This window comes from Arthrobacter sp. SLBN-100, from assembly GCF_006715305.1.
In the GTDB taxonomy this organism is placed as follows: Bacteria; Actinomycetota; Actinomycetes; order Actinomycetales; family Micrococcaceae; genus Arthrobacter.
The window spans coordinates 474,810-500,797 of record NZ_VFMY01000001.1 but is presented as its reverse complement, the minus strand read 5'-3'; the positions used below and the strand labels follow the sequence as shown (position 1 = coordinate 500,797).

Here is a 25,988-nt window from a genome sequence, read left to right as displayed (position 1 = left end):
CGCCCCTGGTTCTGCTGCCTGGGCGTGCCCGGAAGCAGCTACTGACGCGGCTTGACCCGTGCCGTGGCCGTAGCCGACCAGGGATCCTCAGGCCAGGGGTGCTTGGGGTAGCGGCCGCGCATTTCGGCCCGGACCTGCGCGTAGGGACCGGACCAGAACGAGGTGAGATCGTCGGTGACAGCCAGAGGGCGCCGGGCCGGTGACAGCAGGTGGAACAGCACCGGCACGCGGCCGCCGAGGAGGCGGGGTGTCTCTGCCCACCCGAAGCATTCCTGCAGCTTGACGGCCACCACCGGGCGGGCCGTCTCATCCGACGCGTCCGGGTACTCGATCCTGATCCGTGACCCGCTGGGTACCTCGAGCCATTCCGGCGCGAGGTCATCGAGCTTGGCGGCTTCAGGCCAGGGCAGCAGCCGGCGGAGCGGGTGGGCCAGGTCAATGGAACGTGCGGCCGTTCCGCCGGCGAGCTGTTCCAGCTCCGGACCCAGCCATTCCTGCAGCCGCAGCAGCAGGGACTGGTCCGAGACATCCGGCCAGGGCGCGCGCAGTCCTCGGTGGAGGAAGGCGAGCCGGCGGCGCAGCGCGTCGGCCGCCGTCGACCATTCCAGGACCCCGAGGCCTTCCCTCTTCAAAGCCTCAGCGACGGCGGCGCGCCCCTCGGCGGGCGACGGCCGGACGGGGGTGGAGGCCAGGACGATCGCCCCGAGGCGGCGTACCCTCCGTGCGGAAACGCGCCCGCCGGCAAACTCTGCCTCAACCGCCTCGGCCAGGAGGTGCGAAGCTGCGGCCTCGGCAAGGTCGGGTGTCAGCGGCGCAGCCGACCGGATCACGGCGCCGGTACCGGCGGAGTCCCTGCCATCGGCCCGGGTTACTTCCGCCACGGCCAGCCATTCGTGGCCGGACAGGGAGCTGCCGGCCGGCAAGCCGGCGCGGGTTCCGGAGGACAGCAGGTAGCGGTTCGGTGCGCCGCCGCCCACCAGGCGTGCCACCCGGTCCGGGAAGGCCAGTGCGACGACGGCCCCCACCACCGCAGTGCCGGTCACCGGCGACGGCAGGGCGGGTGAGGTGGAGAGCGGCCCCCGCTGCGCCAGGGCAGCAAGGCGGCGGGTGTCCTCCGCCCAGCGCCGGGCAGCCGGGCCTGGTTCATTCCGCAGCTGGGACAGGAGACGGGTGAGGTCGGCCCCGGGGGCGCGATGGTCACCCGACACCAGCGCCACTGCCTCCGCCGCAGCCAGCTGACCCGCGGCGGCCGCTCCGTCCAGCAGGGCCCGGCCCAGCCGCGGATCAGCCGGAATGGTTGCCAGCAGCCGCCCCATGCCGGTGGCGTGGCCATCTTCGGCCACGGCCCCAAGTTCGCGCAGGACCTCCATGGCATCGTCCATGGCCTGTTGCGGCGGCTGGTCCGGCAGGGCGAGGCCAACACCCCGCGGAGCTCCCCAGGCCGCGAGCAGCAGCGCGGCTCCCGCGAGGTCCGCCACCCTGATTTCGGGCGTTACGTGGGCCGGGGCGGCACCATAGGCCTGCTGGTCATAACACCGCACAACACGGCCGGGACCTTGGCGGGCAGCACGCCCGGCGCGCTGGTCGGCCGAGGCGCGGGAGCAGGAAACGGTGACCAGTCCGCTCATGCCCCTCCCGGCGTCACGGCGGGGTTCCCGGGTGAGGCCGGAATCAATGACCAGCCGGACACCCGGAACAGTAAGGGAGGACTCGGCAAGATCGGTGGAGACGATCACCCTGGGATTGCCGCCGGGCAGCCGCCCGGAAACCGCCCGGTCCTGATCAGCGGCGGCCGCCTGGCCATGGAGTTCCAGGACGTCAACGCCAGTTCCCAGCCGCCTTTTAAGATCGGCCGCAACCCGGGAAACTTCCCTCGCGCCGGGGAGGAAAACGAGGGCGTCCGTCGAGCTGTCGGCGCTGAGGGCGCGGGTGAGCTCCTCCGCAGCCGTCCGCGCCACGTGGTCCAGGAAAGTGGGCGTCACTCCCCTGCCATCCAGCCGCGGTCCCGGCGCCGGCTGCCAGTCGATCTGAAGGGGGTGGAGAGCCGAGGGACAGTCCACCACGGGAGCCGGCGTTCCGCCGTCGTGCGCTCCGCCAGCGTCAGTGGAAAGCAGTGCGGCAAACCGGGGTGCGTCCAGGGTGGCGGACATGGCCACGACGGTAAGGTCACCCCGCAATTCCCTGACCTCGGCGAGCATGCCCACCAGCAGATCCGTTTCCAGCCCGCGTTCGTGGACCTCGTCCAGGACCACCGCGGCCACGCCCTCGAGTCCGGGGTCGGCCAGCAGGCGGCGCAGCAGGATGCCGGGTGTGAGAAATTCGACGACGGTTCCCGGGCCCGCCTGCCGCTCCCCGCGAACGGAATAGCCCACGCGGCTGCCCAGGGGGCTGCCGTCAAGCGAGGAGAGGCGCCTGGCAGCGGCCCGGGCAGCAACGCGGCGGGGCTGGGTGACAACGATCCGCCCGCCGCCGTGCACCGGGAGGTTTGCCAGCAGCGGCGGGACGAGCGTGGTCTTACCGGTGCCTGGCGGGGCCTGCACCACTGCCGCCCGGCCGGCCCCGCCACCCAGCACCTGCGTGAGGGCAGCCAAGGAGTCCGCGAAGACCAGCCCGGCACCAACGGCCGCCAGGTCGAACGGTTTGCCGGCGAACGGCTGTTGCTGCCTGCCCGGAGAAGTCATCCGTCCATTGTGCCCGGAACTGAAGCTAGGGTTTTCCCTTCACTTTCCCCTTGCCCCTGGCTTCACTGGCCGGATCCGGCAATACCGGTTCCGGTTGGACCGCAGACGGGGCCGGGACCGGAACAACGGCAGGCTGTTCGGGTCCGGTCCCGGGTGCCTGTTGCGTTTGCGCCGGTTCGTCGGGTGTGGACGTATCCGATGCGGTTGCGGCAGTGTCCGCGGATGCTGCCGCGAGCTGGCCGGCGATGTCTGCCCGCACGTCCTCAACTGCAGCTTCGATTCCGCGGTAGCGGGACAGGGAGATCAAACCTTGGCCGGCGGCGTCGTTCAGGTCCTTCTCCAGCGCTTCCAGTGCCGCGAGGGCACCGTCCATTCTGTTTTCTGCTGCCGCCTGGCTGATGTTCAGGACCCTGATCTGCAGGCCCCGAAGCGTCCCCTCATCGGAATCCGGGGGCCGCAGCAGCGGGGAGGCGGCATATAGGGCCAAGGCAACGCACGCGGCACCTGCCAGGGCCGCCGCCCGCCACAGCCGGAAGGCCTTCCGGCCAGGTCTGCCGGCAATGACCCCGGGGGGCGCCGACGCTTCAGGCGGCATGCCTGCCCCGCAGCGAACCCAGCGCGGCAGGCGGTGCCGGCAGTACGGTTACCGGAGCAGTAGCTGCCCGGGCAGCGGGTGCCTGAGCCACTGCTCTGGAGGTCACTGCTCCGGAGGCCACTGCTGCGGGGGCCATTGTTGCCGGACGGGCCGGCAGTACTCGCTCCGGAGCCGTCTGCCCCGGAGCCGCAGGGGCATTGCCGACTGCCCGCCGTGCTACCAGCCGCTTGACTGCGATCCGCAGCAGGATGGCGATCGACTGCCCGAGGCCCAACCCCAGGAGCACGTGGCCGGCAAGGTACTGGCCTCCGTGGCCGGCAGCACCAAAGGGAGCGCTGAGAGCCGCGGCCGCACCGGCAGCGGCGACCACCAGTGCCGAGGTGGCAGCAAAAATGGTTCCCATAGCCCTACTCCTGTCGTCAAATTAATCAGCAGGCTTACTAGTATTGGTCAGCAAGCTTACTACCTGATCGCAGCGAAGCAAGAACGGATCTCCAGAAGAATGCGGCCCGCCAGTGTGCTGCGATCCGGCAGCGCTGGACACAGATAATCAGCAGGCTTAGCATTTTGGTCATCGGCGGGTTCTCCGGGCCGTCCACTGCAAGCCATGTCCCGAAGGCCATCCGAACAGGCCGCAGAGTCGGCACCACATCATGGACCAAGGAGCGATTATGGCAACGGCACGGGAAATCATGACCGGGGGCGCGGAGTGCGTGGGTGAAAACGAAACCCTGGAAGCGGCCGCGCGGAAGATGAAGGATCTTGACGTCGGCTCACTGCCCATCTGCGGCGAGGACAACCGCCTCAAGGGCATGCTGACGGACCGGGACATCGTGGTTAAGTGCCTGGCGGAGGGTGGAGATCCACGGACGGCCACGGCCGGTCAATTCGCTGAAGGCAAGCCCGTGACTATCGGGGCCGATGATTCGATCGAGGAGGCCATCAGGACCATGCAGGACCACCAGGTCCGGAGGTTGCCGGTCATTGACGGGCACAACCTGGTGGGCGTCGTCAGCCAGGCCGACATTGCCCGGAACTATCCGGAGGACCGGGTGGGCGAACTCGTTGCCTTCATTTCATATTGATGCCGGTATTGCCCTGTCAACGATGCCGGCAAGCCACAACGGGACTAGATAAACATCAAGCAGGTTGCCACTTCGCCGTAACGGCGGGCCGGCAACCTGCTTTTTAATGCCAACTCCGGATGGTGACGGCAGGCCTTTGAGGTCCGGTGCCGTGCCAGGCCCGAACCAGTGTCAGCCGGCAGCCTCCAGCAGGCGTCCGGCAGGCGCCAGTTCCGCGTACCGGCCCTTGAAAAACAGCAATGGTTCCGCGTCCTGCCGTGCGCTGAGGTGGCGCACTGCGGCCACCACAATGGTGTGGTCGCCGCCGTCGTACTCTGCGTGCAACTCACAGTCGATCCAGGCCAGCGCGTCATCCAGGACCGGGTTACCCAGGGGCGAGGACGAGTGGCTCACGCCGGCGAACTTGTCCGCCCCCGAGCGGGCGAACTGGCCGGCCAGGTGCTGGTGCTCAGCGGGAAGGATGTTGACCGTGAAGGAACCCGCCTCCCTCAACGCCGGCCAGGTGCTGGAGGTCCGCGCCGGGCTGAACGTCACCAGCGCAGGGTCCAGGGAAAGCGAAGCGAAGGACTGGCACGTGAAGCCGGCACGCCCGTTTGCGGTGGAACTGGTGATCACCGTCAGCCCGCTGGCAAAGTTTCCAAAAATATCGCGAAGCCGGCGCGGAGCAAGATCTGATGTGGCTGTCATGGATTGGCCTCTCGTTGGATCGTTACCTCACCAAACCATCGCCTTTACCCGGATTCAACTGGCCCTCAATGTATCGACACGGACAGAAACGGGGAGTCATGCCCGTACATCCGCCGTCATGGAAAACGGCTCCTAAGCCCTCAGATGCCCCGGCGGCCTGCGTGCGGCTGCCGGCTTTCCGCTGAGCGCGGCAGCGCCCAAAGAACTTCCTCCAAAAATCTTTCATGCAGGTGCATCCAGATGGCGGCCCGCGGCGGTAGTAGGTGTGTAAGCAAAAACCGCCCGCACCGCGGGCCGAAGAAGGAGAAATCATGCGCACCAGCATTTTCGCATCAGGAGCAGTGGCAATCGCGGCGGCACTGGCTTTCGCCGGCCCCGCCCAGGCTGCCGAGGGAGATGCCCGGCTGTCCGTCCTGCACGGTGTTCCCGGCCTCACCGTCGACGTCTGGGTTAACGGTGAACGGACCCTGGACGACTTCACTCCCGGCACCCTGGCCGGTCCCCTGGCACTTCCGGCAGGAAACTACGCCCTTGCGATCACTGCCGCTGATGCCGCAGACGCCTCCGCCGCGGTGATCGGCCCGGTCAACGTGACCCTTGCCGCCAACGGAAACTACACTGCGGTGGCAAACCTGGATGCTTCGGGGAAGCCCACCGCCAATCTGTTCACCAACGATGTCTCGCCGATTCCAGCCGGCAAGGGCAAGCTGACCGTCAGGCACACCGCTGCCGCACCCGCCGTCGACGTCCTGGCTGCCGGGTCCGCGGTCATTTCCAACCTGGCGAACCCAAACGAGCAGACCCTCACACTGGACCCGGGCACTATCCCGGCAGCAGTGGCGGCGGCGGGAACCACGCAGCCCGTCATCGGCCCGGCTGACGTGACGGTCGCCGAAGGCACGCACACCATCGTGTACGCCTGGGGCAGCCTGACGGACAAGAACCTGCAGCTTGCCGTGCAGACCATCGAAGGGCTGCATTCGGCTCCGGGAGCAGTCCCGGGCGGCCGCTCAGGTGCGGCGGATGAGGGTGCCGCAGGGCAAGCCACCGCAGTTGCCGGCATCGGAGCGGCAGGCCTCGCACTGGTGCTGGGCGCACTGGCTGCTTCCCGCGCCGTGGCCCTGCGCAGGGCCGGCCGCAACTAGCCGGCCGTAAGTGTTAGGGCCCGGGTGCTCACCGCGTGCGAGCCCTGACGTAAGAGACCGGCCGCCCGGATTTCCCGCCGGGCGGCCGGTCTTCCGGCCTTTCAGAGGTCAGCTGAAGCACTGTGGCATTGAACTTCAGGTTGGGTTTGAAGGAGGGTTTGACATGGGCAGCACGACGCCGGCGGCATGGTTCCGAGGCTCCTGGAAGGTCCGAGCACAGATGAGCCCTGCGCAGGTGGCCACGGCGGGCCGTCCACCCCGCGCGCGGGTGGTGGGTGCCGTCGTCGTCCTTGCCACGGCCATCCTCTCCGCATGCGGTACACCGGCGCCGCCCCCATCCGAGGCCGTCCCCTCCGGGACGATTTCCGCTGCAGAGCCGATAACTGCCCTTCCGCCTGCGCCGGCTTCTGCCGCCGCAGTCTCACCTGCACCGTCCGCGCTACCCGACGTGCCCCTCCGCCAGGCCACTGCTGCACCCGCTGCACCCGCTGCGCCCCGCGACCCGGCACCGCGCTTCCTGACGGTGGAGGGCACCGCCATCAGCATGGAGATCGTGGAAGTGGGCGTCTCGCCGGACGGGGCGATGGAGATCCCCGAACCTTTCAACCTGGCGGGCTGGTACCGATATGGACCGGCACCAGGCGCAGGGTCGGGGGCAGCGGTGGTTGCCGCCCACGTGGACACCACTTCGGACCGGGCGCCGTTTTCGCAGTTGAAGGGCCTTGCGGCGGGAACGCTCGTCACCATTGAGCGCTACGGCGCGCCTGCGCTGAACTACCGGGTGCGTTCGGTCGAGCTGATGGCTAAGGACAAGTTCGACGGCGGTTCCCTGTTCCGCCGTGACGGGCCGCACCAGCTCCGGCTCGTGACGTGCGGCGGCCGATGGCTGGACGAGAAACAGGACTACAGTGACAATGTCATTGTCACTGCGGAACTGGAATGAGCCGCGAGTCAGCCCTGACACTCACTGCCGAGGAGGGGAAGGAGGCCGGTTTGGCACCTTCTGGCCAGTCGCCTTCCGGCCAGCCGCCTTTGGGCGACGGGCAGCCCACTGGTGGATCACCGCACCGGCCCCCTGCCGGCAGCAGCTGGAACCTGCAGCTCGACCACTCGTTTTCCGAGGGGGATGAGAAGGCTTTGGCTGAGGCCTACCGCCAGTTCTCGCCGCTTGTGTACACACTGGCGCTCCGGGCGCTGCGGAACCGCAGCGCCGCGGATGATGTCACCCAGGAAGTGTTTATCCGGGTATGGAAGTCACGGTCCGCGTTCGATCCGGAGAAGGCGGCACTGCCCGCCTGGATTGTCGGCATCACCCGGAACGCTATCTCCGATGCTCTGGGCGCCTCCGCGCGGGAATCCAGCAAGGTGGTGGCGGCGGCGGGACTGCAGCCCCAGGCAGAAGACGCAGTGGCACCGCCGTCCACCGAAGTCCTGGCGGACCGGCTGCTCCTGGCCGGCGAGTTGGCCCGCCTGGGCGAACCCCAGTGCTCCATCATGCGCCTGGCCTTTTACGACGATCTGACCCACGACCAGATTTCACGGCAACTCAACCTTCCCCTTGGTACGGTCAAGAGTCACATCCGCCGCAGCCTAAGCCACCTGAGACACCGATTGGAGGTGGATCATGCAGCACCTTGACCCTGAAGTCCTGAGCCTGTTCGCCCTGGACGAGCCAATCGACGCCGAGAGCACGAACCACCTCCGCTCCTGCCCCGAGTGCGCTGCCGAGGTTGCCGCGCTGCGCCGCGCCGTCAGTGCAGCACGGACCGTCCCGGACACCGCCGGCCTGGCGGCCCCGGGCGCGAATGTCTGGGAAGCAATCCACCGGGAGCTTGGGCTTACTGACGCAGTGGCGACGGATCCACTGGGCCCCGCCGGCGGGCAGGCTGCAGACGCCCAAAAAGTACGGCCGGACGAACCTCATGATGCAGGACCCTCGGCTGAAAAACCGCGCAGCAATGTGACCTGGCTGCGCCGGCCGGTGACGTGGCTCGCCGCCGCCGCAGCCGCCGTGCTCATCACCACCGGCGTGGTGCTGGCCGTTAACCAGACTGCCGCCCCGGTGACCCTCGCCTCGGCCCGGCTGGAACCTCTGGAGCAGTTCACTGCCACCGGTTCGGCCACGGTCACGGAGGCCAGTGACGGTTCGCGGACTATCGAGGTGCAGCTCAATAAGGCAGAGGCCCGGGGTTACCAGGAAGTCTGGCTGATTGCCCCGGACCTGTCCCGCCTGGTCAGCCTGGGGATCATGAACTCGCCGTCCGGCCGCTTTGAGGTTCCGGCCGGCCTGGATTTGTCCGGGTACCCCATCGTCGATGTTTCCGATGAACCGCTCGACGGCAACCCGGCGCACTCAAGCGTCAGCATCGTCCGGGGTACGCTCAGCTCCTGAATGCCGGCCGCGTGGATCAACCCGGTGTCAGCGGCCGGCGGCGGCAAGGTTGCCCGGCACGGGATCATGCCGGAGGTAGCTGCGGCTGAAAGTACCCGTGCCGGCCGTCAGGGCGCGCAGTTCCACAGCGTATTTCAGGAGCTCCTGGTCCGGGACCTCCGCTGTGATTTCGGTCCGGTCCCCGCCGGATGACGAGGTCCCCGTGAGCCGGCCGCGGCGCCCGGAAAGGTCGCTCATCACTGTTCCCACGTGCTCGTCCGGAACGCTGAGCACCACCGACGAGACGGGCTCGAGCAGCTGGATGCTTCCCGCCGCGGCCGCCTCCCGCAGTGCCAGGGCCCCGGCCGCCTGGAAGGCTGCGTCCGAGGAATCAACACTGTGTGCTTTGCCTCCCACCAGGGTCACGCGGAGGTCCACCACGGGAAAGCCGGAGGCAACGCCTTTCTGCATCTGCGCGCGGACGCCCTTTTCCACGGACGAAATGAACGTTCCCGGAATCACGCCGCCCACTGTTTTGTCCACGAATTCGAAACCGGCGCCCCTGGCCAAGGGTTCCACCTCGATGTCGCACACCGCGTACTGGCCGTGGCCGCCGGACTGTTTGACGTGGCGCCCGTGACCGGCGGCCGGAGTTGCGAAGGTTTCCCGCAACGGTGTCACCACCTCCATGGTGTGCAGCTTCACTCCCTGGTCGCGCAGCCTGTCCAGCACCACTTCCGCGTGTGCTTCCCCCATGCACCAGAGGATCAGCTGGTGGGTCTCGGCGTTCCGTTCCACCCGAAGCGTCGGGTCTCCCGCCGCCACTTTCCCCAGGCTGCGGGCAAGGGCATCCTCGTCGCTGTGGGAATCGGCTTCGATGGCGACAGGCATCAGCGGCTCCGGCATCTCCCAGGTGGCCAGCAGCAAGGGCTGCTCCTTCGCCGAGATGGTGTCCCCGGTCTCGGCAGTGCCCAGCTTGGCGACGGCTGCGATGTCACCGGCGATACAAAATGGGACGGGGCGAAGATTGGCTCCCAGCGGCGAGTAAAGATGCGTGAGCCGCTCGTCGGTGTCATGGTCCTGGTGCCCGCGGTCCGCGAGCCCGTGCCCGCTGACGTGTATCGGCGTGTCCCCGCTCAGCGTTCCGGAGAAGACCCGGACCAGGCAGACCCGGCCCAGGAAAGCGTCCACCGTCGTGCGGACCACCTCCGCCGCGAGCGGCCCGTCGGGGTCGCAGGTAAGGGCGCGGACCGGGGATCCGGACAGGTCCGTGGCCGGCGGCAGGCTGCGCTCCGGGGGGGACGGGAACGCCTTTGTCAGGAGCTCCAGCAGTTCGGCGGTTCCGAGCCCCGTGAGCGCCGAGGCGGGCACCGCCGGGAAAAAGGACCCGCGGGCGACGGCCGTTTCCAGGTCCGGGATGAGGACATCGGCAGCGATGTCCTCGCCGCCGAGGTAACGGTCCATCAGCGTCTCGTCTTCGCTTTCGGCGATGATTCCCTCGATCAGCTCGGCCCTGGCAGACTCCGCTGCCGCCAGCTCCCCCGGTTCCGCCGGCCGTGCCCGCGGGCCGGAATTCTCCGCCGGATACTCAAAGACCCTCCCGGACAGCAGGCCGAGCAGGCCGGTGACCTCCCCGCCGCCCGGGAGCGGGACGTACAACGGCAGCACCGTGTCGCCGAACGCTTCGCGGCAGGCGGCCAGGACGCCGTCGTAGTCCGCCCGGGGATGGTCCAGCCGGGTGATGACCACGGCACGGGGAATTTCCAGGTACTGGCACTCCTGCCAGATGGCCGTGGTGCCCGCATCCACCCCGTCCACGGCGGAGACGGCGAACAGGACGGCGTCAGCAGCGCGCAGGCCCGCGCGGAGTTCGCCGATGAAGTCCGGATAGCCGGGCGTATCCAGGAGGTTGATCTTCATGCCTGCCACCGGCAGCGGCACCACCGACAACGCCACGGAGCGCTGCTGGTGGATGGCGGCGGGATCGGAATCGCTCACGGTGGTTCCGTCAACTACCGAGCCCTTCCGCGTGATCATCCCGTTCGCCTCAAGCAGCGCCTCGATGAGGGTGGTTTTGCCGGCACCGGAACGGCCTACGAGCGCCACATTCCGGACCAGGGCAGGGTCCCTGGGCGAGATAGCGGCGGCGCCAGTGCCCTGGCGTCCTTCCGGTCCGCCCCGGCCTGCTGCGTCCTTGGTGCCTTTCACCGACATCGGAACCTCCTGGCCTCTTTGCCTGGTTGTTTTACTGGCCGCTGTTTTACCGGGCCGCTGTTGTTACCGGCCGCGTGCCTTGCGGGTTGCGGCGTCGTTCGCCTTTTGCAGCGCTCTGACCAGTTCTTCTTTGTCCATCGCGGAGCGGCCGCTGATATTCAGTTCCCGGGCCCGCTCCATCAGGTGCTTCTTGGAGGCATTGGCGTCCACACCTCCCGCGGTGGGCTCGGCCGCGCCAAGTCCCTTTTCCGCCCGCTCGTCCGAAGGCCCGCGCTTCTCCTTGGGCTCCCAGTGGTCACCCACCTTTTCGTAGCTGTGCTTCAAGGATGCGTAAGCGGCCCGGGCGGCACGGCTTTCGTCGTTGTTGTAGGACTCCATCGCGGAATCGTAGGTTTTGGCGAAGGTGTCCTGTGCCTTCTGGTCCGAGCGCTGCAGGGTCGAGGGAAGCTCGTCCTTGCGGGCGTGATCGTTCTTTCCCGTCTTCGGCATGGCACCCACCGTACTTTCGTCAGCAAGACTGATCATGGCAGAACACACCCAGCTTAGCCACGCCCTGCTTTGCTTGTCTGCGTGCAGAGGCCGGCGGGAAACTTCCCGGAAGCTTTGACCCGGAACCGTCCATCAATTCGGTTCCGGCCATTGGTCGGGGTCGTAGCCGTAAAGTCGTGGCGGGCGGTGCGCCTCCTCCGGCCCGGCTTCCTCTTCCTCCGGCCCGGCAGCCGCGGTTTCTTCCTGCTGCACGTCCTCTGCCTCCCCCGCGTCGGACGGCGGGCGTTTCTTCCGGCCTTCGTCTTTGCCGCTGCCGCCCCTGTGCGGGCTATCAGCCATGACCCACTCCCATCCCCCGACGAAGAGGTCCGGCTGCTTGAACCACTGAAGCCCACCCTAGCCGCAGGGGAGCCGTCCTTTGATGTCACTTTTGCTCAAGAAATGGGCAGTTTCCGCTCACTTTCGGCCAGGCAGTCCCGGCCGGGCAGGGGCGGCCATGTTCAGGCCGGCCGGGGCCGGTCCAGTGCGTCGAGCAGCCGCCGCACAGAGCCGCCCAGGTTCCAGTCCACGCCGAGGCGTTCCAGTCCGGTACGGGCTTCCCCCGTGACGGGGTGCAGCCGGGCGCCGGCCTCCTCCAAAGTGGGCAGGTCAAGGTCCCGGACCAGGCGCACGACGGCGGGCGCGGCCGTGAGGTAGTCCGCGGCGGCCTCCAGCTTGGCCCGGACTGGTGAGGAGAGTCCGCTGTGCGCATCTGCTGTTGCCTGGAGAAGGTTTTCGAGGGATCCGTATTTCAGCAGCAGCGATGATGCCGTTTTTTCACCTATTCCCGCCACACCTGGCAGCCCGTCCGAGGCGTCACCGCGCAGTGTGGCGTAATCGGCATACTGCTGGGGCAGGACCCGGTACTTTCCCACCACCACTTCTTCGGTCATCACCTCCAGGTTCTTCATGCCCCTGGCGGTGTAGATGACGCGCACCTTGCGCTCGTCATCGCAAACCTGGAAAAGATCGCGGTCCCCCGTGACCACGTCTACCGGGATGCCGGCATGGCTGGCGTAGGTGCCTATGACGTCGTCGGCCTCGTGCTCGGCCGCACCGACGATGGCGATGCCGGCCAGCCCCAGCACTGTCCGGATCATGGGCAGTTGCGCGTCGAGCGCATCCGGCACCACCTCCACGTCAGGAGCGTCAGTATGGGCCTCGGCCACGCGGTGGGCCTTATAGGTTGGGAGAAGGTCCACGCGCCATTGCGGCCGCCAGTCGTCGTCCCAGCAGGCGATGAGGTGGGTGGCCCCGTAATCGGTGGTGAGCCGGGCGATCATGTCCAGGAGGCCCCGGACTGCGTTGACGGGCGTTCCGTCCGGGCGGCGGATCGAATCGGGCAGGCCGTAGAAGGCACGAAAGTACAGCGAGGCGGTGTCCAGCAGCATCAGGCGGTCAGGCATACCCTGATCCTGACATGGAAGAGGGCGGCCCGGCGCAGGACCGGGCGGCCGCCACGCCGTCGGTGCGTCTTGCGCCGCCCGGAACATCGGGCACAATGTGGTTTATGGGGCGTTGGAGCGAGGACAGGGTGGCCGGCGCCGCGCCCGACGCAGCCTCCCTGGCTGCTGCCCGCAAGCTTGCCCGCCCGGGCCCCTGGTCCGGCACAGGCAGCAACGACGTGCTGGTTTGGGGCAAATGCCAGGGCAGCGGAAAGACGCCCTACCAGGTGAGCGTTGACATCGCCGCCCCGGCCTACCGGTGCTCCTGCCCCAGCCGGAAGTTCCCCTGCAAGCACGCACTCGCCCTCCTGCTGCTGTGGTCACGGGGAGAAGCGGCCGACGGCGGCACGGAGGCTGCCGGTTTCGCCCAGGAATGGGCGGCCCAGCGCGCGGACCGGGCAACGGTGCGTGAGCGGCGCCAGCCTGACCAGCCGGCCGATCCTGCGGCGCAGGCCAAAAGGCTGGCCGACCGGCTGGCACTGATGGACGCCGGCATCAGCGACTTCTCCCGATGGTTGGCCGACCTGGTGCGGACCGGCATGGCGTCCGCCCGGACGCAGCCGTATTCCTGGTGGGACGGGGCGGCTGCCCGCCTGGTGGACGCCCAACTGCCTGGACTGGCCGAACAAGTGCGCGCCATGGGCTCGGACATCCACGCCCGCACCGACTGGACCGATCACCTCCTCCACCGGGCGGGCCGGTGGTGGGCGCTCACCAAAGCCTGGCGGATGCGGGACCAGCTGACCCCCGGGGAGCTTGCCGACCTCCGCGTTGCCGTCGGCTGGACGGTTCCTGCTGCGGAAGTCGAGGGAACAGAGGCACTGCCCGGTCCGTGGCTGGTGCTCGGCGCCCACCGCAGCGACGACGGGCGGCTCCAGCAGCAGCGGACCTGGCTGCGCGGGCCGGACGGAAGGGTGGTGCTCCTCCTGGATTTCGCTGCCCGCAGCGAGTCCCTGGCGACACCCCAGCTCGCCGGTGCGGTGCTGGATGCCTCGGTGGCCCGGTACCCCGGATCGGCACCCCAGCGGGCGAGGTTCACCGGCACGGTGGGCACGCGTGGAACGGCCGGATCACTGGGCGGGGGAAGCAGTATTTTGCAGGCGCTCGCCGACGAGTCAGCCGCCGTCGCCCTGTCCCCGTGGCGGGACCGCCACCCGGTGCTGCTGGCCGGAGTGCGCGTCTGCACCGGCGGCTCCGGCTGGCTTCTGGACCAAGCCGGTGATGCCCTCCCCCTGGTCGATGCGCCCCTGCACTCCCTGCTCGCGCTCACCGGCGGCCATCCCGTCGACCTTTTCGGCGAGCTGGAGGAGGGCCGCGTGCGGCCGCTGTCCGCCGTCGTCGATGGGGCAGTGGTGACGCCATGACATGGAGGGAAGAGCTGCGGGTTGCCGCCCTGGTAGGGACCGCCAGGCACGCGGCGCCTTCCCCGCCCGCGGAGCTGGGCGTCCTCCCGCCGCAAGCTGTGCCGGCCGAGGAGTTACTCCTGGACCAGGCCGCGCTCGCCGACGCCATCACCCGCTCCGCCCGGCACCCCCGCCGCCCGGACCCCGCCGCACTGGCCGAGCCGGCGCCAACGGACGATTGCCCCCAGGCAGCAGGCGAGGCCGCCAGGCTGCTGGACCTCCTGCTCACCCAGCCGCCGGTGGGGGCGGAGCTGCGGACCCAACTGGTGGCGGACTGGCTGCAGTCCGCCGCAGCGTCCGGGTTGCGGGTCCCGCACCGGCTCCTCCCGCCACTCCTCGCGGTGGCGGATTCCAAACCATCCGTGGCGGAACACTTAAACCCGGCCATTGGAATGCGGGGCCGCTGGCTGCAGGGCCTGCCGGCCGGTACTCAAGGGGGCAACGATATACCGGGTGGAGATCAGCAGGCTCCGGCGGTGGATGACTGGGCGGAGCTGGCTAGCGCTGACGCCACCACCGAACTGGAGAGGCTCCGCCGCACTGATCCTGCCGCCGCGCGCAGGCAGCTTGGCGAGCACTGGGAGGGCCTGGCCGCCCGGGAGCGTGCAGCCCACCTTGCCACGTTTGCCACAAACCTCGGGCCCGACGACGAGGAACTGCTGGAGCGCGCCCTGGACAGCAAAGCCAAAAGCGTGCGTGACACCGCCGCCGGACTGCTCGACCGGTTGCCGGACAGCGCCCGTGCCGCCCGGATGGCCGCCAGGCTCCGCCCGCTGCTCCGGCTGGGCGGCGTCCTGCGCAAACACCTCGACATCGACCTCCCGCCCGAACCGGACACTGCCGCACTCCGGGACGGAATCCCCGCGGATTCCCACATCGGTGAACCCGACCGGCTGGTCCGGCTTGACGCCATCATCCGCGGGGCCCCCCTCGATACCTGGACATCGCTTGCCGCCGGAAGCCCGGCGTCGACGCTTGCGCTGCTCAAGGGAGAAACGCGGGTGCTGGAGGCCATCGCGTCAATCGCCGCCCTGCGGGCCGACCTTGAGTGGGTGCGTGCGCTGCTGGATGACCACCTGGACCTGCGCCTGCTGGCTTGCCTCCCGCCGGCCGAACGCGAGGAGAGGCTGCTGCGGTATCTGCGGAGCGGCCCGGTGCAGCCCTTCACGCTGGTTGAACCGCTCCGCAGCCTTCCCCGCCCGTGGGGACCACCACTGGCTGCCGCAGTGCTGGAGCAAATCACCGCCAAAAACGGCGGCCAGCTGGCGGTCATGCTGGCCGGCATCCTTCCCGCGGCGCTTCCGCCCGAGGCGGCCGGACAGTGCCGGCAGCTGCTGGAGCGCTCCGACGACGACGCCGGCCGGCGCCGCGTGCTCCGCGACGCCGTGCAATACCAATCGTTCCGACAATCCCTGACGGAGGCTTTCCAATGACCGACGCCCAGCCCGCCCAGGACGTGCTCCGCGCCCACGCCGAAAACGCCTACGCCGGGGAGCTCGCAGCCCTCGCCGCTGCAGACGAGCGGCCCAGGCCGCCCAGCTGGCGGCTGTCCCCCTGGGCCGTCACCACCTACATCCTCGGCGGCCAGCTGCCCAGCGGTGTCCGCATCACCCCCAAGTACCTGGGCTCGGAACGGCTCGTGGAAATCGCGGTGGCATCACTGGCCACGGACCGGGCCCTGCTGCTGCTCGGCGTGCCGGGCACGGCCAAGACCTGGCTCGGAGAACACCTTGCGGCGGCCATCTCGGGAACCTCCACCCTGGTGGTGCAGGGCACCGCCGGCACCCCCGAAGAGGCACTGCGCTATGGCTGGAACTATGCCCGCCTGCTCGCCGACGGACCGTCCCGCGCTGCCCTCGTTCCCGGGCCGGTGATGCGCGCCATGGAGGCCGGGAGCCTGGTACGGGTGGAGGAACTCACCCGGATCCCCTCGGATGTGCAGGACTCCCTCATCACGATCCTCAGCGAAAAGAGCCTGCCCATTCCGGAACTCAATGAGGAGGTGCAGGCACGGAAGGGATTCAACATCATCGCCACGGCCAACAACCGGGACAAAGGCGTCAATGACCTCTCCTCGGCACTCCGCCGCCGGTTCAACACCGTGGTGCTGCCGCTCCCGGACAGCATGGAACAGGAGGTGGAGATCGTCACCACCCGCGTCCGCAGCCTTGGCGAGGCCCTTGAACTGCCGGCGGACCTGGCCGCTCTCTCCGAGGTCCGCCGGGTGGTGACAGTGATGCGGGAGCTCCGTGCCGGCGTGACGCAGGACCAGCGGACCACCATCAAATCGCCCTCCGCCACGCTGTCCACCGCGGAAGCCATCTCGGTGATGACCAACGGACTCTCCCTGGCCGCGCACTTCGGGGATGGAACCGTCCGGGCGCAGGACGTGGCGGCCAGCCTGGTGGGCGCCGTGGTCAAGGATCCTGTGCAGGACCGGGTGATCTGGCAGGAATACCTGGAAACCGTGGTGCGGAACCGGCCGGAGTGGAAGGACCTGTACCGGGCCTGCCGCGACCTCGAATCGTCGAACTAGGCCGGGATTCCTCAACCATGACAGAGGTCCATGTCCTTGGGATCCGGCACCACGGTCCCGGCTCGGCGCACTCCGTGGCCGAGGCACTCGCCGCCCTCCGGCCGGACCTGGTGCTCGTGGAGGCGCCGCCGGAACTGGACCAGGTGATCCCCCTGCTCAACGACCCGGAGATGCTCCCGCCGGTGGCAGGGCTGATCTACGTCCCCGATGAACCCCGGCTGGCCTCCTTCTACCCGCTGGCCGCGTTCTCCCCCGAATGGGTGGCCATGCGCTGGGCATTGTCCACCGGTACCCCGGTACGGGCCATCGACCTTCCCGCGGCACATACTTTTGCCCTGCAGCTGGCGGCTGAGCCTGCCGTGCAGCTGCCAGGCGGGGCGCTGCCAGAGGAGCAGCTGCCAGAGGAGGCACTGCCAGGCTCGGCGCCGTCAGCGGAGGACGACGACGGCACCTCCGCCACGCGGTCACGCCCCTACCGGCCGGACGCCATAGGTATCCTTGCCCGCGCCGCCGGATACAGCGACGCCGAGCGCTGGTGGGAGGACGCCATGGAGCACCGCCACAGCGACCCGGTCGAACGGTTCGCGGCGCTCACGGACGCGATTGCGGAGATCCGGGCCGCCGATGACAGGCCCGCCCACCATCCCGATGTGGTGGAGAACAACCGGCGGGAGGCTTGGATGCGGCGGCTGCTGCGGGCCGCGCTCCGCGAGGGGCACGCCCGGATTGTTGTGGTGTGTGGAGCCTTCCATGCCCCGGCGCTGGTGCCTGCCGACTTCCCTCCGGCCTCGGCTGACAACAAGGTGCTGGCCGGCCTGCCCAAAACAAAGGTCGCGGCAACCTGGGTTCCGTGGACCTCCGGCCGGCTCAGCCTGGCCAGCAGCTACGGTGCCGGAGTCACGGCGCCCGGCTGGTACCAGCATCTTTTCACCCACTGGATGGGCCAGGATCCCGGCACGGACGTAGCCACCACCTGGCTGGTCCGGGTAGCGCATGCCCTGCGCCACGAGAACCTGGACGCGTCCACGGCCTCCGTGGTGGAGGCGAACCGGATGGCAAACGCGCTCGCCGCCGTCCGCGGCCGCCCCAGCCCGGGGCTGGCAGAACTTGATGATGCCGCGCAGTCGGTGCTGTGTGACGGGTCGCCACTCCCGCTGGCCCTGGTGCACCGGGAACTGACAGTGGGGCTCGAGCTGGGAAGCGTCCCGGATTCCGCCCCCACCGTCCCCCTCGCCGCCGATCTTGCCGCCACCCAGCGCAGGCTGCGGTGGAAGCCAAGTGCCATGGAGGAGATCCTGACCCTCGACCTGCGCAAGCCCGCCCAACTGGCCCGCTCCGTGCTGCTGCACCGGCTGGCACTGCTCGGAGTGGACTGGGGAATCCCCACCGAAACGGGCCGGACCCTGGGTACGTTCAAGGAGGCGTGGACGCTGCAGTGGAAGCCGGAACTGGCCATCGCAGTGGTGGAGGCCAGCCGGTACGGCACCACCGTGGCCGCGGCTGCGGCAGCCTGCGTATCCGAAAACGCCCGGGAAGACGGCAGCCTGGCCACCCTGGGCGAACTGCTCGCGAACTGCCTCCTGGCCGACCTGCCCGAGGGACTTACAGCGGTTGTGGCGGTCCTCGCCGAGCGTACCGCCCTGCAGCAGGATGTCGCCCCGCTTCTGGAAACCATCGCACCCCTCGCCCGCACCTGCCGGTACGGCAACGTTCGCGGGGTTGACGTCACGGGCGTGCGGAAGATCCTGGACACCACCGTAGTGCGGGCCTGCGTGGGCCTGCCCACTGCATGCGCAGGCCTGGATGACGAAGCAGCGGAGGAGATGCGGCGCGCCGTTGACTCGGCCCAGCAGGGCCTGTCCCTGGTGCCGGACCTGCCCTTGGATGACTGGCACAGGGCGCTGGCCGCCGTCGCAGGCTCGGACGTGGTCCACGGATCAGTGGCAGGAAGGGCCACCCGGCTGCTGCTGGACGCGGGACTGGTGGAAACTGATGAGGTTGCCGCCCGGCTCAGCCGACGCCTGTCCATCGCCGCCCCCGCCAGGGAAGCCGCCGCCTGGCTGGACGGCCTGGTCTCCGGCGATGCGACACTGCTGATCTACGACCGGCGCCTCCTGCAGCTCGTGGACGGCTGGGTGGCAGGCGTTGACGAGGACATCTTCGCCGATGTCCTGCCGCTGCTGCGCAGGACGTTTTCGGCGTTCAGCCAACCCGAACGGCGGGAGATCGGCGAACAAGTCAGCCGGATGGGCGGCACCGTCCAGGCCGGAAGCGACGAAACGATGGACCTGGCTGCGGCCGGGCCGGCGGTCCGGACGATGGCCCGGTATCTCGGATGGGACGTGGTGGCGTGACAGAACCGGATAACAAGAGCCGCAACCGCCTGGGCCGCTGGCGGCTGGTGCTTGGCGGCCACGACGCGGACGGGGTTACCGACGGCAACGGCAACCGGGTGGAGCTTTCGGCCGCCGACGCCCGGCGGGACCAGGCCTTGGAGGACCTGTACGGGGACGATCAGCGCCGCCGCGGCGGACTGGGCGCGTCCAGCCCCCGGGTGTCCCGCTGGCTGGGCGACATCCGCGGGTACTTCCCGTCCAGCGTGGTGCAGGTGATGCAGGCGGACGCCATGGACCGGCTGGGCCTGCGGCAACTGCTCCTGGAGCCGGAGATGCTGCGGACTGTACAGCCCGACGTCGGCCTTGTCAGTACGCTGATCGGCCTCGGCCGGGTGATTCCCGAGCACTCCCGGGAGACGGCTCGGACCGTGGTGCGGCAGGTGACGGACGAGCTGGAGGAGCGGCTGCGTGCCCGGACCATCCAGGCGGTTACCGGCGCATTGAACCGGGCCGCCCGGACCAGGCGGCCCCGGCACCAGGACATCGATTGGAACAGGACTATCGCCGCGAACCTCAAGCACTACCAGCCCGAGCACCGCACCATTATTCCCGAGCGGCTGGTGGGCCATGCCCGGCGCAGCACCGAGATCCAGCGCGACATCATCCTGTGCATCGACCAGTCCGGCTCCATGGCCGAATCCGTGGTGTACTCCAGCGTGTTCGGCGCGGTGCTCGGCTCGCTGCGGTCGGTGCGCACCCGGCTGGTGGTCTTCGACACCGAAGTGGTTGACCTGACGGACGAGCTGGATGATCCGGTTGATGTGCTGTTCGGCGTGCAGCTGGGCGGCGGCACGGACATCAACCGTGCCCTGGCCTACTGCCAGGACCGGATCACCCAGCCCGCCGAGACCATCCTGGTGCTCATCAGCGACCTCTATGAGGGCGGCATTGCCGAGGAGATGCTGCGGCGCGCCGCGAGCATCGTCGGATCCGGTACCGCCCTGATCGCGCTGCTGGCCCTGAGCGACAGCGGCCACCCGTCGTTCGACTCCAACCACGCCGCCGCCCTCGCCGGCATCGGCGTCCCCGCGTTCGCCTGCACGCCGGACCTGTTCCCGGACCTCATGGCGGCGGCCATTGAGCGGCGGGATGTGGGCGAATGGGCCGCGTCGCACGATATTCCCGCCACGCACGAGCCTTAGCGGCTGAACAGCGGGTCCGGAACAGAGGGTCCGGAACACACCGGCCCTGGTAGGGGCCTCTGGCATAGCGGGGTGAACGGCGCGAGAATGGCCTCGTGTTCCCCGCTCTCCGCAGCGCGGGCAGCGAACCGATGAACGCCGCCGCCCGAAGGATCCAGCGCATCTACCTGACATTGACGCTGGGCAATACCCTTGCGGCCTCCTTCATCTGGGGCGTCAACACGCTGTTCCTGCTGGACGCGGGCCTCAGCAACTTTGAGGCGTTCGCCGCCAACGCGTTCTTCACGGTGGGCATGGTGATTTTCGAAATTCCCACCGGGGTGGTCGCCGACGGCTGGGGCCGCCGGGTGTCGTTCCTGCTGGGCACCGTAACCCTCGCCGGCTCCACCTTCCTCTATTACCTCCTGTGGCAGTTCTCGGCCCCGTTCCCGCTGTGGGCGGTGGTGTCGGTCCTGCTCGGCCTGGGTTTCACCTTCTTCTCCGGCGCTGTTGAGGCCTGGCTTGTCGATGCACTCCGCTACTCCGGATATGAGGGCGGGCTGGAGGCAGTATTCGGCCGCGGACAAATGGTGGCGGGGGCGGCCATGCTGGCCGGGTCTGCATCCGGCGGGGCGATTGCCCAGGCCACGAACCTTGGCGTGCCGTTCCTGGTGCGCGCAGGGGTGTTGCTGGCAATGTTCGGCGTAGCGATGTGGCTCATGCACGACGTCGGGTTCACCCCCGCGCGCTCCACCCACCCGCTTGGGGCGACCCGGGCTGTCCTGTCCGCGTCGATCGATAACGGACTGAAAGTCAGGCCCGTCCGTTACGTGATGCTGGCCGCGCCCTTCAGCGCCGGCGTCGGGATTTATGTCTTCTACGCCCTGCAGCCGTACCTGCTGGAGCTCTTCGGTGACCCCAGTGCCTATTCGGTGGCCGGGCTCGCTGCGGCAATTGCAGCGGGCGCGCAGGTCGTTGGCGGTTGGCTTGCGCCCTACACCCGAAGCCTGTTCCGCAAACGGACTTCGGTGCTGATCGCCAGCGGCTGTATCAGTACGTTGATTTTTGTGGTGTTGGGGTTTACGCGGGTGTTCTGGGTGGCCTTGGTCCTGCTGGCGATCTGGGCCGTTGTCGACTCCTCGGCAAGGCCGGTGCGGCCGGCGTACATCAACGACATGATCCCTTCGAAAGAGCGGGCCACGGTCCTCAGCTTCGACTCGCTGATGGGATCGAGCGGGGGCGCGGTAGTTCAGCCGCTGCTCGGCCGGAGCGCCGACCTGTTCGGTTATCCGGCGTCTTTGGCGCTGGCCGGTGTTTTCCAGAGCCTGGCGATTCCGTTCCTGCTGGCCAGCCGGCGGCAGGGCGCCCCGGCCGATGAGGCCAACGCGTCCACTACTAAGGCCCAGGACAAGGGATCCGCCGAAGATTCCCGCGCCTGACACGGTGGGTATAGTTGTTGGTCTCCCCAGGAAGGCGCCGCATGATCGAGATCCTGAGCCCCACCGAAATCTCCCGGGCAAGGGAAACAGGAGCCTTGGTCGCTGATATCCTGCAGGCCCTGAAGAGCCGGGCGGCAGTGGGAACCAACCTCCTGGACATTAACCGGTGGGCCGGGGAGATGATCCTCGGCGCCGGAGCCTCGTCCTGCTACATCGACTACGAGCCGTCCTTCGGACGCGGGCCGTTCGGCCACTACATCTGCACAGCCGTCAACGACGCCGTGCTGCACGGGATGCCCTACGGCTACGCACTGGCCGACGGCGACCTGCTGACACTCGACCTTGCCGTCTCCAAAGACGGAGTGGCTGCGGACTCCGCCATCAGCTTCCTCGTCGGCGACGCCAAGCCGTTGGAGGGCATCACCATGATCGACGCGACCGAACGCGCCCTGTATGCCGGGATCGCAGTGGCCGGTCCCGGAGCGCGCATCGGCGACATCTCCCATGCCATCGGTTCCGTCCTCAGCGAAGCCGGCTACCCGGTCAACACCCAGTTCGGCGGCCACGGCATCGGATCAACCATGCACCAGGACCCGCACGTTCCCAACACCGGCCGTCCCGGCCGCGGGTACACGCTGCGCCCCGGGCTCCTGCTGGCGTTGGAGCCCTGGGTGATGGCGGACACCGCAGAACTCGTCACCGATCCCGACGGTTGGACGCTGCGCAGCGCCACAGGCTGCCTGACGGCCCACAGCGAGCACACGATCGCCATCACCGACGACGGTGCGGAAATCCTCACCCTGCCTACGCAGAAGTAACACCCGCCAGACAGTCAGCGGTCCCAGGAAGCCCAGTCGGCGTCGTCGAATGCCCGGCCGCGGAAGTGGGCACGCAGGTACTCCCCCACCACTGCAGCGCCCAGGCCGCCGACGTCGGGCGCCACCACCCTGGCCCCCACCCGCCGGGCCATGCGCTGCACGAACCGCTCGAGGCTGGGGTCGTTCCCGAGCCGGAAGAACGTGGCCTGCGTGCCGGCACGCCCCAGCCGGTCGAGCTCGGCCACGGTGGCCCGGATGGTTTCCGGGTCGGAGGGCCAGCAGAACCAGGCCTCGCCGTCCGGAAGCAGGTGGACGGTGGGTTCGCCGTCGGTCACCAGCAGGAGGACGGGCTGCATTGATGGATGGCGGCGGAAGAAACGGCCGGCCAGCAACAGGCCGTGATGGAGGTTGGTTCCCTGTTCCCGGCGGGACGGCAGGGCGGTCAGCTCGCCGATGTCCATGGACCGTGCGTAGCGCCCGAACGTGACCAGCTCCAGCCGGTCTCCCCGGAAGCGCGTGGAGATGAGGTGGTGCAGGGCCAGCGCGGTGCGCTTCATCGGCACCCAGCGTCCCTCGGCGGCCATGGAGAAGGACACGTCAACAAGCAGGACGACGGCGGCCTGGGTACGGGCCTCCGTTTCGCTGACTTCGATGTCGGCAGCGGTGAGGTGGATCCCTTGGGCCGGGTTGCCGCCGCCGGCCACGGTGCGGCTGAGCGCGTTGGTCAGGGTGCGAGTGACGTCCCAGGGCTCGGCGTCCCCGAACTCCCACTGGCGGCTCGAACCGGTCTGCTCGCCGGCTGCGCCGGCGACGCGCGTGTCCCGCCGCCCCTGCCGGCCGGACAGCTGCTTTGCGGTGTCCCGCAGCAGGGACCTCCCGAGTTGCCGCATGGCCTGCGGGGACAGCCGCAGGTCGCCGTCGCTTCCCCGCCGCAGGTAGCCGCCGTCCTGCATGGCCCGTTCAATCTCAGCCAGGGTGCGGGCGGTGACGGCGGCGTTCTGCCCGAGCTGGCGGGCGAGGGCATCGAGGTCCAGGTCATCCAGGTTGGAGCCGTTGTAGGACTGGGACAGCTGGTCGGCCAGCCCGTCCAGCTCAGCGATGTCCTGGAGCACGCCGGTGCCGTCGCCCAGCCCCAGGCCCTCCTGGCCCTCGAAACGCTCCGAGCCGGTCCAGTCCTCGCCCGGCCGCAGGGCACGCAGGCTTGAATCGAGCTGGTCAAGCTGCGCCATCAGTTCCGGGGAGCCGAAAGCCTGGGCGGAGAGCCGCATCAGCTCATCACGCTGTTCCGGAGACATCGATTGCAGGAGCCGTTGGGCCGCGGCTGCACGCTTGGCGAGGGCGTCGATCAGCTCCTCGACGGACTGGGGATTCTCCGGAAAGTAGTCGCCGTGCTTGGCCATGAACTCCTGGAAGTCCGCCTTCGTGTCCTCGCCGCGCCGGTGTTTGTCCAACAGTTCGTTGAGGTCCCGCAGCATCCCGGCCACGGCTGCCTTGTCTTCGTCCGTGGCGTTTTCGAGTGCCTGCTTCATACCGGCGAACCGCTGGTCCAGGACCTCGCGGCCCAGGAGGTCCTTGATCCGCTCGTAAGCCTCCCGGGCGGTACTCGACTGCCAGTCATAGGAGGCCAGTTCGTTGACCGCAGCCGGTGTGGACTGCGGCAGGTTCTGCAGCTGCATCTCCCGGAAGGCGCGATCGTTGTTGTCCATCATGGCGTCGCGGGCGAGCTGCTTGCGCTCCTCCAGCACCGCCGTCTCCAAGAGCTTCTGCACCTCGTCCAGGGTGCCGTCCAGCCGGTGCCGGCCCAGCAGTTCGCTGCGGCGCTGCTGGACACGCCGCGCAAGATCATCCAGGCCCTCCCGGTCCCGGCCGCCGCGGCGCAGGAACTCCTGCAGCGCATGCCGGGGTGAGTAGCCTGCCATCACGTCCTCGGCCACGGCGTCCAGCGCCTCGGCAAGGTCAACCGGCGGCGCGAGCGGGTCCGGACCGCCCGTGTACCGGCCGTACCTGGCGGAGTGGTTGTGGCTGGCCATGACGCCTCCTGTTCCGGCCCCTGTTCCTGGCTGTACTGCTTCCAGCCGTGCGGCTAGCCGTAAATGGTTTCCTCGTCGTCGGACTCCTTGGAGATCCGGCGGGCGAGGTACAAGCCTTCCAAGGCAAGTTCGATGGCGGCGGCGCGCTGCCCCTGGTTCGTCGCGCCCAGGCGCCCGCTGATCTCGTCGTAAAGCCCCGACCCGTTGAGCGAGGGCAGGTTCTCGAGGAATTCCTGCGCCGTAATCTGCTCCCCGGTGGTCACTGTCCGGTGGCCGTCCAGTGCAGCGACGAGCGGTCCCAGGTCGATGCCGTGGTAGTGGGCGCGCACCGCTTCTGCCGTGGCCGTCCGCAGGAGGTGGTCGAGGACCGCCTGTTCCCGGCCTTCCTCGCCGGATTCGAATTCGATCTTCCCCGAGAGGACGTCCACTGCGGTGCCGAGGTCCACGATCCGTGCCACGGCCTCGCTTTCCCCGCGGACGCTGGCGCGGCGCAGTGCAGCTGCCGCGACCGTTTCGGCACCCGCGATGGCAAACCGTGCCGATACGCCGGAGGTCTGGTTGATCGCGGGCGACTGCCGCAGGGCACGGGTATAGCGGGCCAGGATTTCAAGGATCACCGGCGGAACGTCGGCCACCAGCTGTCCCTCCTGCCGGACCACAGCCACCTCGTCATCGAGTTCGATGGGGTAGTGCGTTCGGATCTCGGCGCCGAAGCGGTCCTTCAGGGGTGTGATGATCCGCCCGCGGTTGGTGTAGTCCTCCGGGTTCGCGGATGCGACGACGAGCACGTCCAGCGGCAGCCGCAGCACGTAGCCGCGGATCTGGATATCGCGCTCCTCCATCACGTTGAGCATCGACACCTGGATCCGTTCGGCCAGGTCCGGCAGTTCGTTGATGGCGATGATGCCGCGGTTGGAGCGCGGGACCAGGCCGTAGTGGATGGTTTCGGGGTCGCCCAGGCGCCGGCCCTCGGCCACGCGCATCGGGTCGACGTCGCCGATGAGGTCGGCGACGCTGGTATCAGGGGTGGCAAGCTTTTCCACGTACCGTTCGGAGCGGTGGCGCCACGCCACCCGCAGCCTGTCCCCTTCAGCGAGGGCACGGGCCCGCGATTGCTCGGTAATGGGCTCGTACGGGTGCTCGTTCAGTTCCGAGTCCTCGATCACGGGCGACCATTCGTCCAGCAGCCCGGCCAGTGTGCGCAGGAGCCGTGTCTTGCCCTGCCCCCGCTCACCCAGCAGGACCACGTCGTGGCCCGCGATCAGGGCGCGCTCAAGCTGGGGAAGGACTGTGCGGCTGAAGCCGTACAGTCCCGGCCAGGGATCGCGGCCTTCCGCGAGCGCGGCGAGCAGGTTGTCGCGGATTTCGTGGCGCAGGTCTTTCTGGAGATGGCCGGCTGCACGCAATTCGCCAACAGTGAAGATTTCGGGTCGGTCAGTCACCACTCCACGGTAGCCCTACCCCTGCCATGAATCGAGGGAATTCTCAGAATCC

Annotated in this window: 22 protein-coding genes; 12 read left to right on the top strand and 10 right to left on the bottom strand. The window is 68.7% G+C overall.

Annotated elements, in window-relative coordinates; translation table 11 throughout:
- Positions 1-38: 38 nt before the first annotated feature.
- The 3 genes from hrpB to FBY31_RS02180 are packed head-to-tail and all read right to left on the bottom strand — an operon-like array spanning position 39 to position 3,679.
- On the bottom strand, positions 39-2,681 hold the full coding sequence (gene hrpB / locus FBY31_RS02190; RefSeq protein ID WP_142036326.1) for an ATP-dependent helicase HrpB: 2,643 nt from the start codon (positions 2,679-2,681) through the stop codon (positions 39-41).
- Between the two features lie 25 nt (positions 2,682-2,706).
- Positions 2,707-3,276, bottom strand: a complete 570-nt coding sequence (locus tag FBY31_RS02185; protein ID WP_142036325.1) for a hypothetical protein — start codon at positions 3,274-3,276, stop codon at positions 2,707-2,709.
- Complete coding sequence (locus tag FBY31_RS02180; RefSeq protein ID WP_142036322.1) at positions 3,266-3,679, bottom strand: hypothetical protein; 414 nt, start codon at positions 3,677-3,679, stop codon at positions 3,266-3,268. The genes FBY31_RS02185 and FBY31_RS02180 overlap by 11 nt, the downstream gene beginning before the upstream one ends.
- A 268-nt stretch (positions 3,680-3,947) precedes the next feature.
- On the opposite strand from FBY31_RS02180, the gene FBY31_RS02175 reads away from it, so the two are divergent.
- Complete coding sequence (locus FBY31_RS02175) at positions 3,948-4,361, top strand: CBS domain-containing protein (protein ID WP_142036320.1); 414 nt, start codon at positions 3,948-3,950, stop codon at positions 4,359-4,361.
- 171 nt (positions 4,362-4,532) lie between these two features.
- Here FBY31_RS02175 and FBY31_RS02170 read toward each other — a convergent pair whose 3' ends face one another.
- The gene (locus FBY31_RS02170; protein ID WP_142036317.1) at positions 4,533-5,048 is read right to left on the bottom strand and encodes a flavin reductase family protein; all 516 of its coding nucleotides are present in this window, start codon (positions 5,046-5,048) and stop codon (positions 4,533-4,535) included.
- 311 nt (positions 5,049-5,359) lie between these two features.
- On the opposite strand from FBY31_RS02170, the gene FBY31_RS02165 reads away from it, so the two are divergent.
- The 4 genes from FBY31_RS02165 (at position 5,360) to FBY31_RS02150 (ending at position 8,585) form a co-directional block, all read left to right on the top strand.
- A complete protein-coding gene (locus FBY31_RS02165) occupies positions 5,360-6,193 on the top strand; it encodes a DUF4397 domain-containing protein (RefSeq protein WP_142036314.1) in 834 nt (277 codons plus the stop codon).
- Positions 6,194-6,356: 163 nt separating this feature from the next.
- Positions 6,357-7,136, top strand: a complete 780-nt coding sequence (locus FBY31_RS02160; RefSeq protein ID WP_235012889.1) for a class F sortase — start codon at positions 6,357-6,359, stop codon at positions 7,134-7,136.
- A gap of 50 nt (positions 7,137-7,186) precedes the next feature.
- Positions 7,187-7,831 carry an RNA polymerase sigma factor gene (locus FBY31_RS02155; RefSeq protein ID WP_442858157.1) on the top strand — a complete coding sequence of 215 codons (645 nt, stop codon included), beginning with the start codon at positions 7,187-7,189 and terminating at the stop codon, positions 7,829-7,831.
- Positions 7,818-8,585, top strand: coding sequence for an anti-sigma factor (locus tag FBY31_RS02150; protein WP_142036308.1), 768 nt, complete (start codon positions 7,818-7,820; stop codon positions 8,583-8,585). The genes FBY31_RS02155 and FBY31_RS02150 overlap by 14 nt, the downstream gene beginning before the upstream one ends.
- 27 nt (positions 8,586-8,612) lie before the next feature.
- On the opposite strand, the gene FBY31_RS02145 is transcribed toward FBY31_RS02150, so the two are convergent.
- The 4 genes from FBY31_RS02145 to FBY31_RS02130 form a co-directional block, all read right to left on the bottom strand.
- Complete coding sequence (locus tag FBY31_RS02145; protein WP_142036305.1) at positions 8,613-10,778, bottom strand: elongation factor G-like protein EF-G2; 2,166 nt, start codon at positions 10,776-10,778, stop codon at positions 8,613-8,615.
- Between the two features lie 63 nt (positions 10,779-10,841).
- Entirely contained in the window at positions 10,842-11,267 is a 426-nt protein-coding gene (locus FBY31_RS02140) for a ChaB family protein (protein WP_142036302.1), read from the bottom strand.
- A gap of 132 nt (positions 11,268-11,399) precedes the next feature.
- The gene (locus tag FBY31_RS02135) at positions 11,400-11,606 is read right to left on the bottom strand and encodes a hypothetical protein (protein WP_142036299.1); all 207 of its coding nucleotides are present in this window, start codon (positions 11,604-11,606) and stop codon (positions 11,400-11,402) included.
- 161 nt (positions 11,607-11,767) lie between these two features.
- Positions 11,768-12,712 (bottom strand): 5'-3' exonuclease, encoded by a 945-nt coding sequence (locus FBY31_RS02130; protein ID WP_142036296.1) that lies wholly within the window; start codon positions 12,710-12,712, stop codon positions 11,768-11,770.
- A gap of 14 nt (positions 12,713-12,726) precedes the next feature.
- Here FBY31_RS02130 and FBY31_RS02125 point away from each other — a divergent pair, with 14 nt between their 5' ends.
- The 7 genes from FBY31_RS02125 (at position 12,727) to map (ending at position 22,464) form a co-directional block, all read left to right on the top strand.
- Entirely contained in the window at positions 12,727-14,115 is a 1,389-nt protein-coding gene (locus tag FBY31_RS02125; protein ID WP_235012888.1) for an SWIM zinc finger family protein, read from the top strand.
- A complete protein-coding gene (locus FBY31_RS02120) occupies positions 14,112-15,587 on the top strand; it encodes a DUF5691 domain-containing protein (protein ID WP_142036294.1) in 1,476 nt (491 codons plus the stop codon). Before FBY31_RS02125 ends, FBY31_RS02120 begins: the two co-directional genes overlap by 4 nt.
- Entirely contained in the window at positions 15,584-16,690 is a 1,107-nt protein-coding gene (locus FBY31_RS02115) for an ATP-binding protein (protein ID WP_142036291.1), read from the top strand. Before FBY31_RS02120 ends, FBY31_RS02115 begins: the two co-directional genes overlap by 4 nt.
- Before the next feature lie 17 nt (positions 16,691-16,707).
- Positions 16,708-19,044: a DUF5682 family protein gene (locus FBY31_RS02110; protein ID WP_142036288.1), complete on the top strand. Its 2,337-nt coding sequence runs from the start codon at positions 16,708-16,710 to the stop codon at positions 19,042-19,044.
- Positions 19,041-20,228: a VWA domain-containing protein gene (locus FBY31_RS02105; protein WP_235012887.1), complete on the top strand. Its 1,188-nt coding sequence runs from the start codon at positions 19,041-19,043 to the stop codon at positions 20,226-20,228. The genes FBY31_RS02110 and FBY31_RS02105 overlap by 4 nt, the downstream gene beginning before the upstream one ends.
- A gap of 131 nt (positions 20,229-20,359) precedes the next feature.
- A complete protein-coding gene (locus tag FBY31_RS02100; protein WP_142044987.1) occupies positions 20,360-21,646 on the top strand; it encodes an MFS transporter in 1,287 nt (428 codons plus the stop codon).
- A gap of 41 nt (positions 21,647-21,687) precedes the next feature.
- Positions 21,688-22,464, top strand: a complete 777-nt coding sequence (gene map / locus FBY31_RS02095) for a type I methionyl aminopeptidase (protein WP_142036282.1) — start codon at positions 21,688-21,690, stop codon at positions 22,462-22,464.
- A 14-nt stretch (positions 22,465-22,478) separates the two neighbouring features.
- Here map and FBY31_RS02090 read toward each other — a convergent pair whose 3' ends face one another.
- Together FBY31_RS02090 and FBY31_RS02085 are read right to left on the bottom strand one after the other, a co-directional pair.
- Positions 22,479-24,494: a vWA domain-containing protein gene (locus tag FBY31_RS02090; protein WP_142036281.1), complete on the bottom strand. Its 2,016-nt coding sequence runs from the start codon at positions 24,492-24,494 to the stop codon at positions 22,479-22,481.
- A gap of 53 nt (positions 24,495-24,547) precedes the next feature.
- Positions 24,548-25,936, bottom strand: coding sequence for a sigma 54-interacting transcriptional regulator (locus FBY31_RS02085; RefSeq protein ID WP_142036279.1), 1,389 nt, complete (start codon positions 25,934-25,936; stop codon positions 24,548-24,550).
- Between the last annotated feature and the right edge of the window lie 52 nt (positions 25,937-25,988).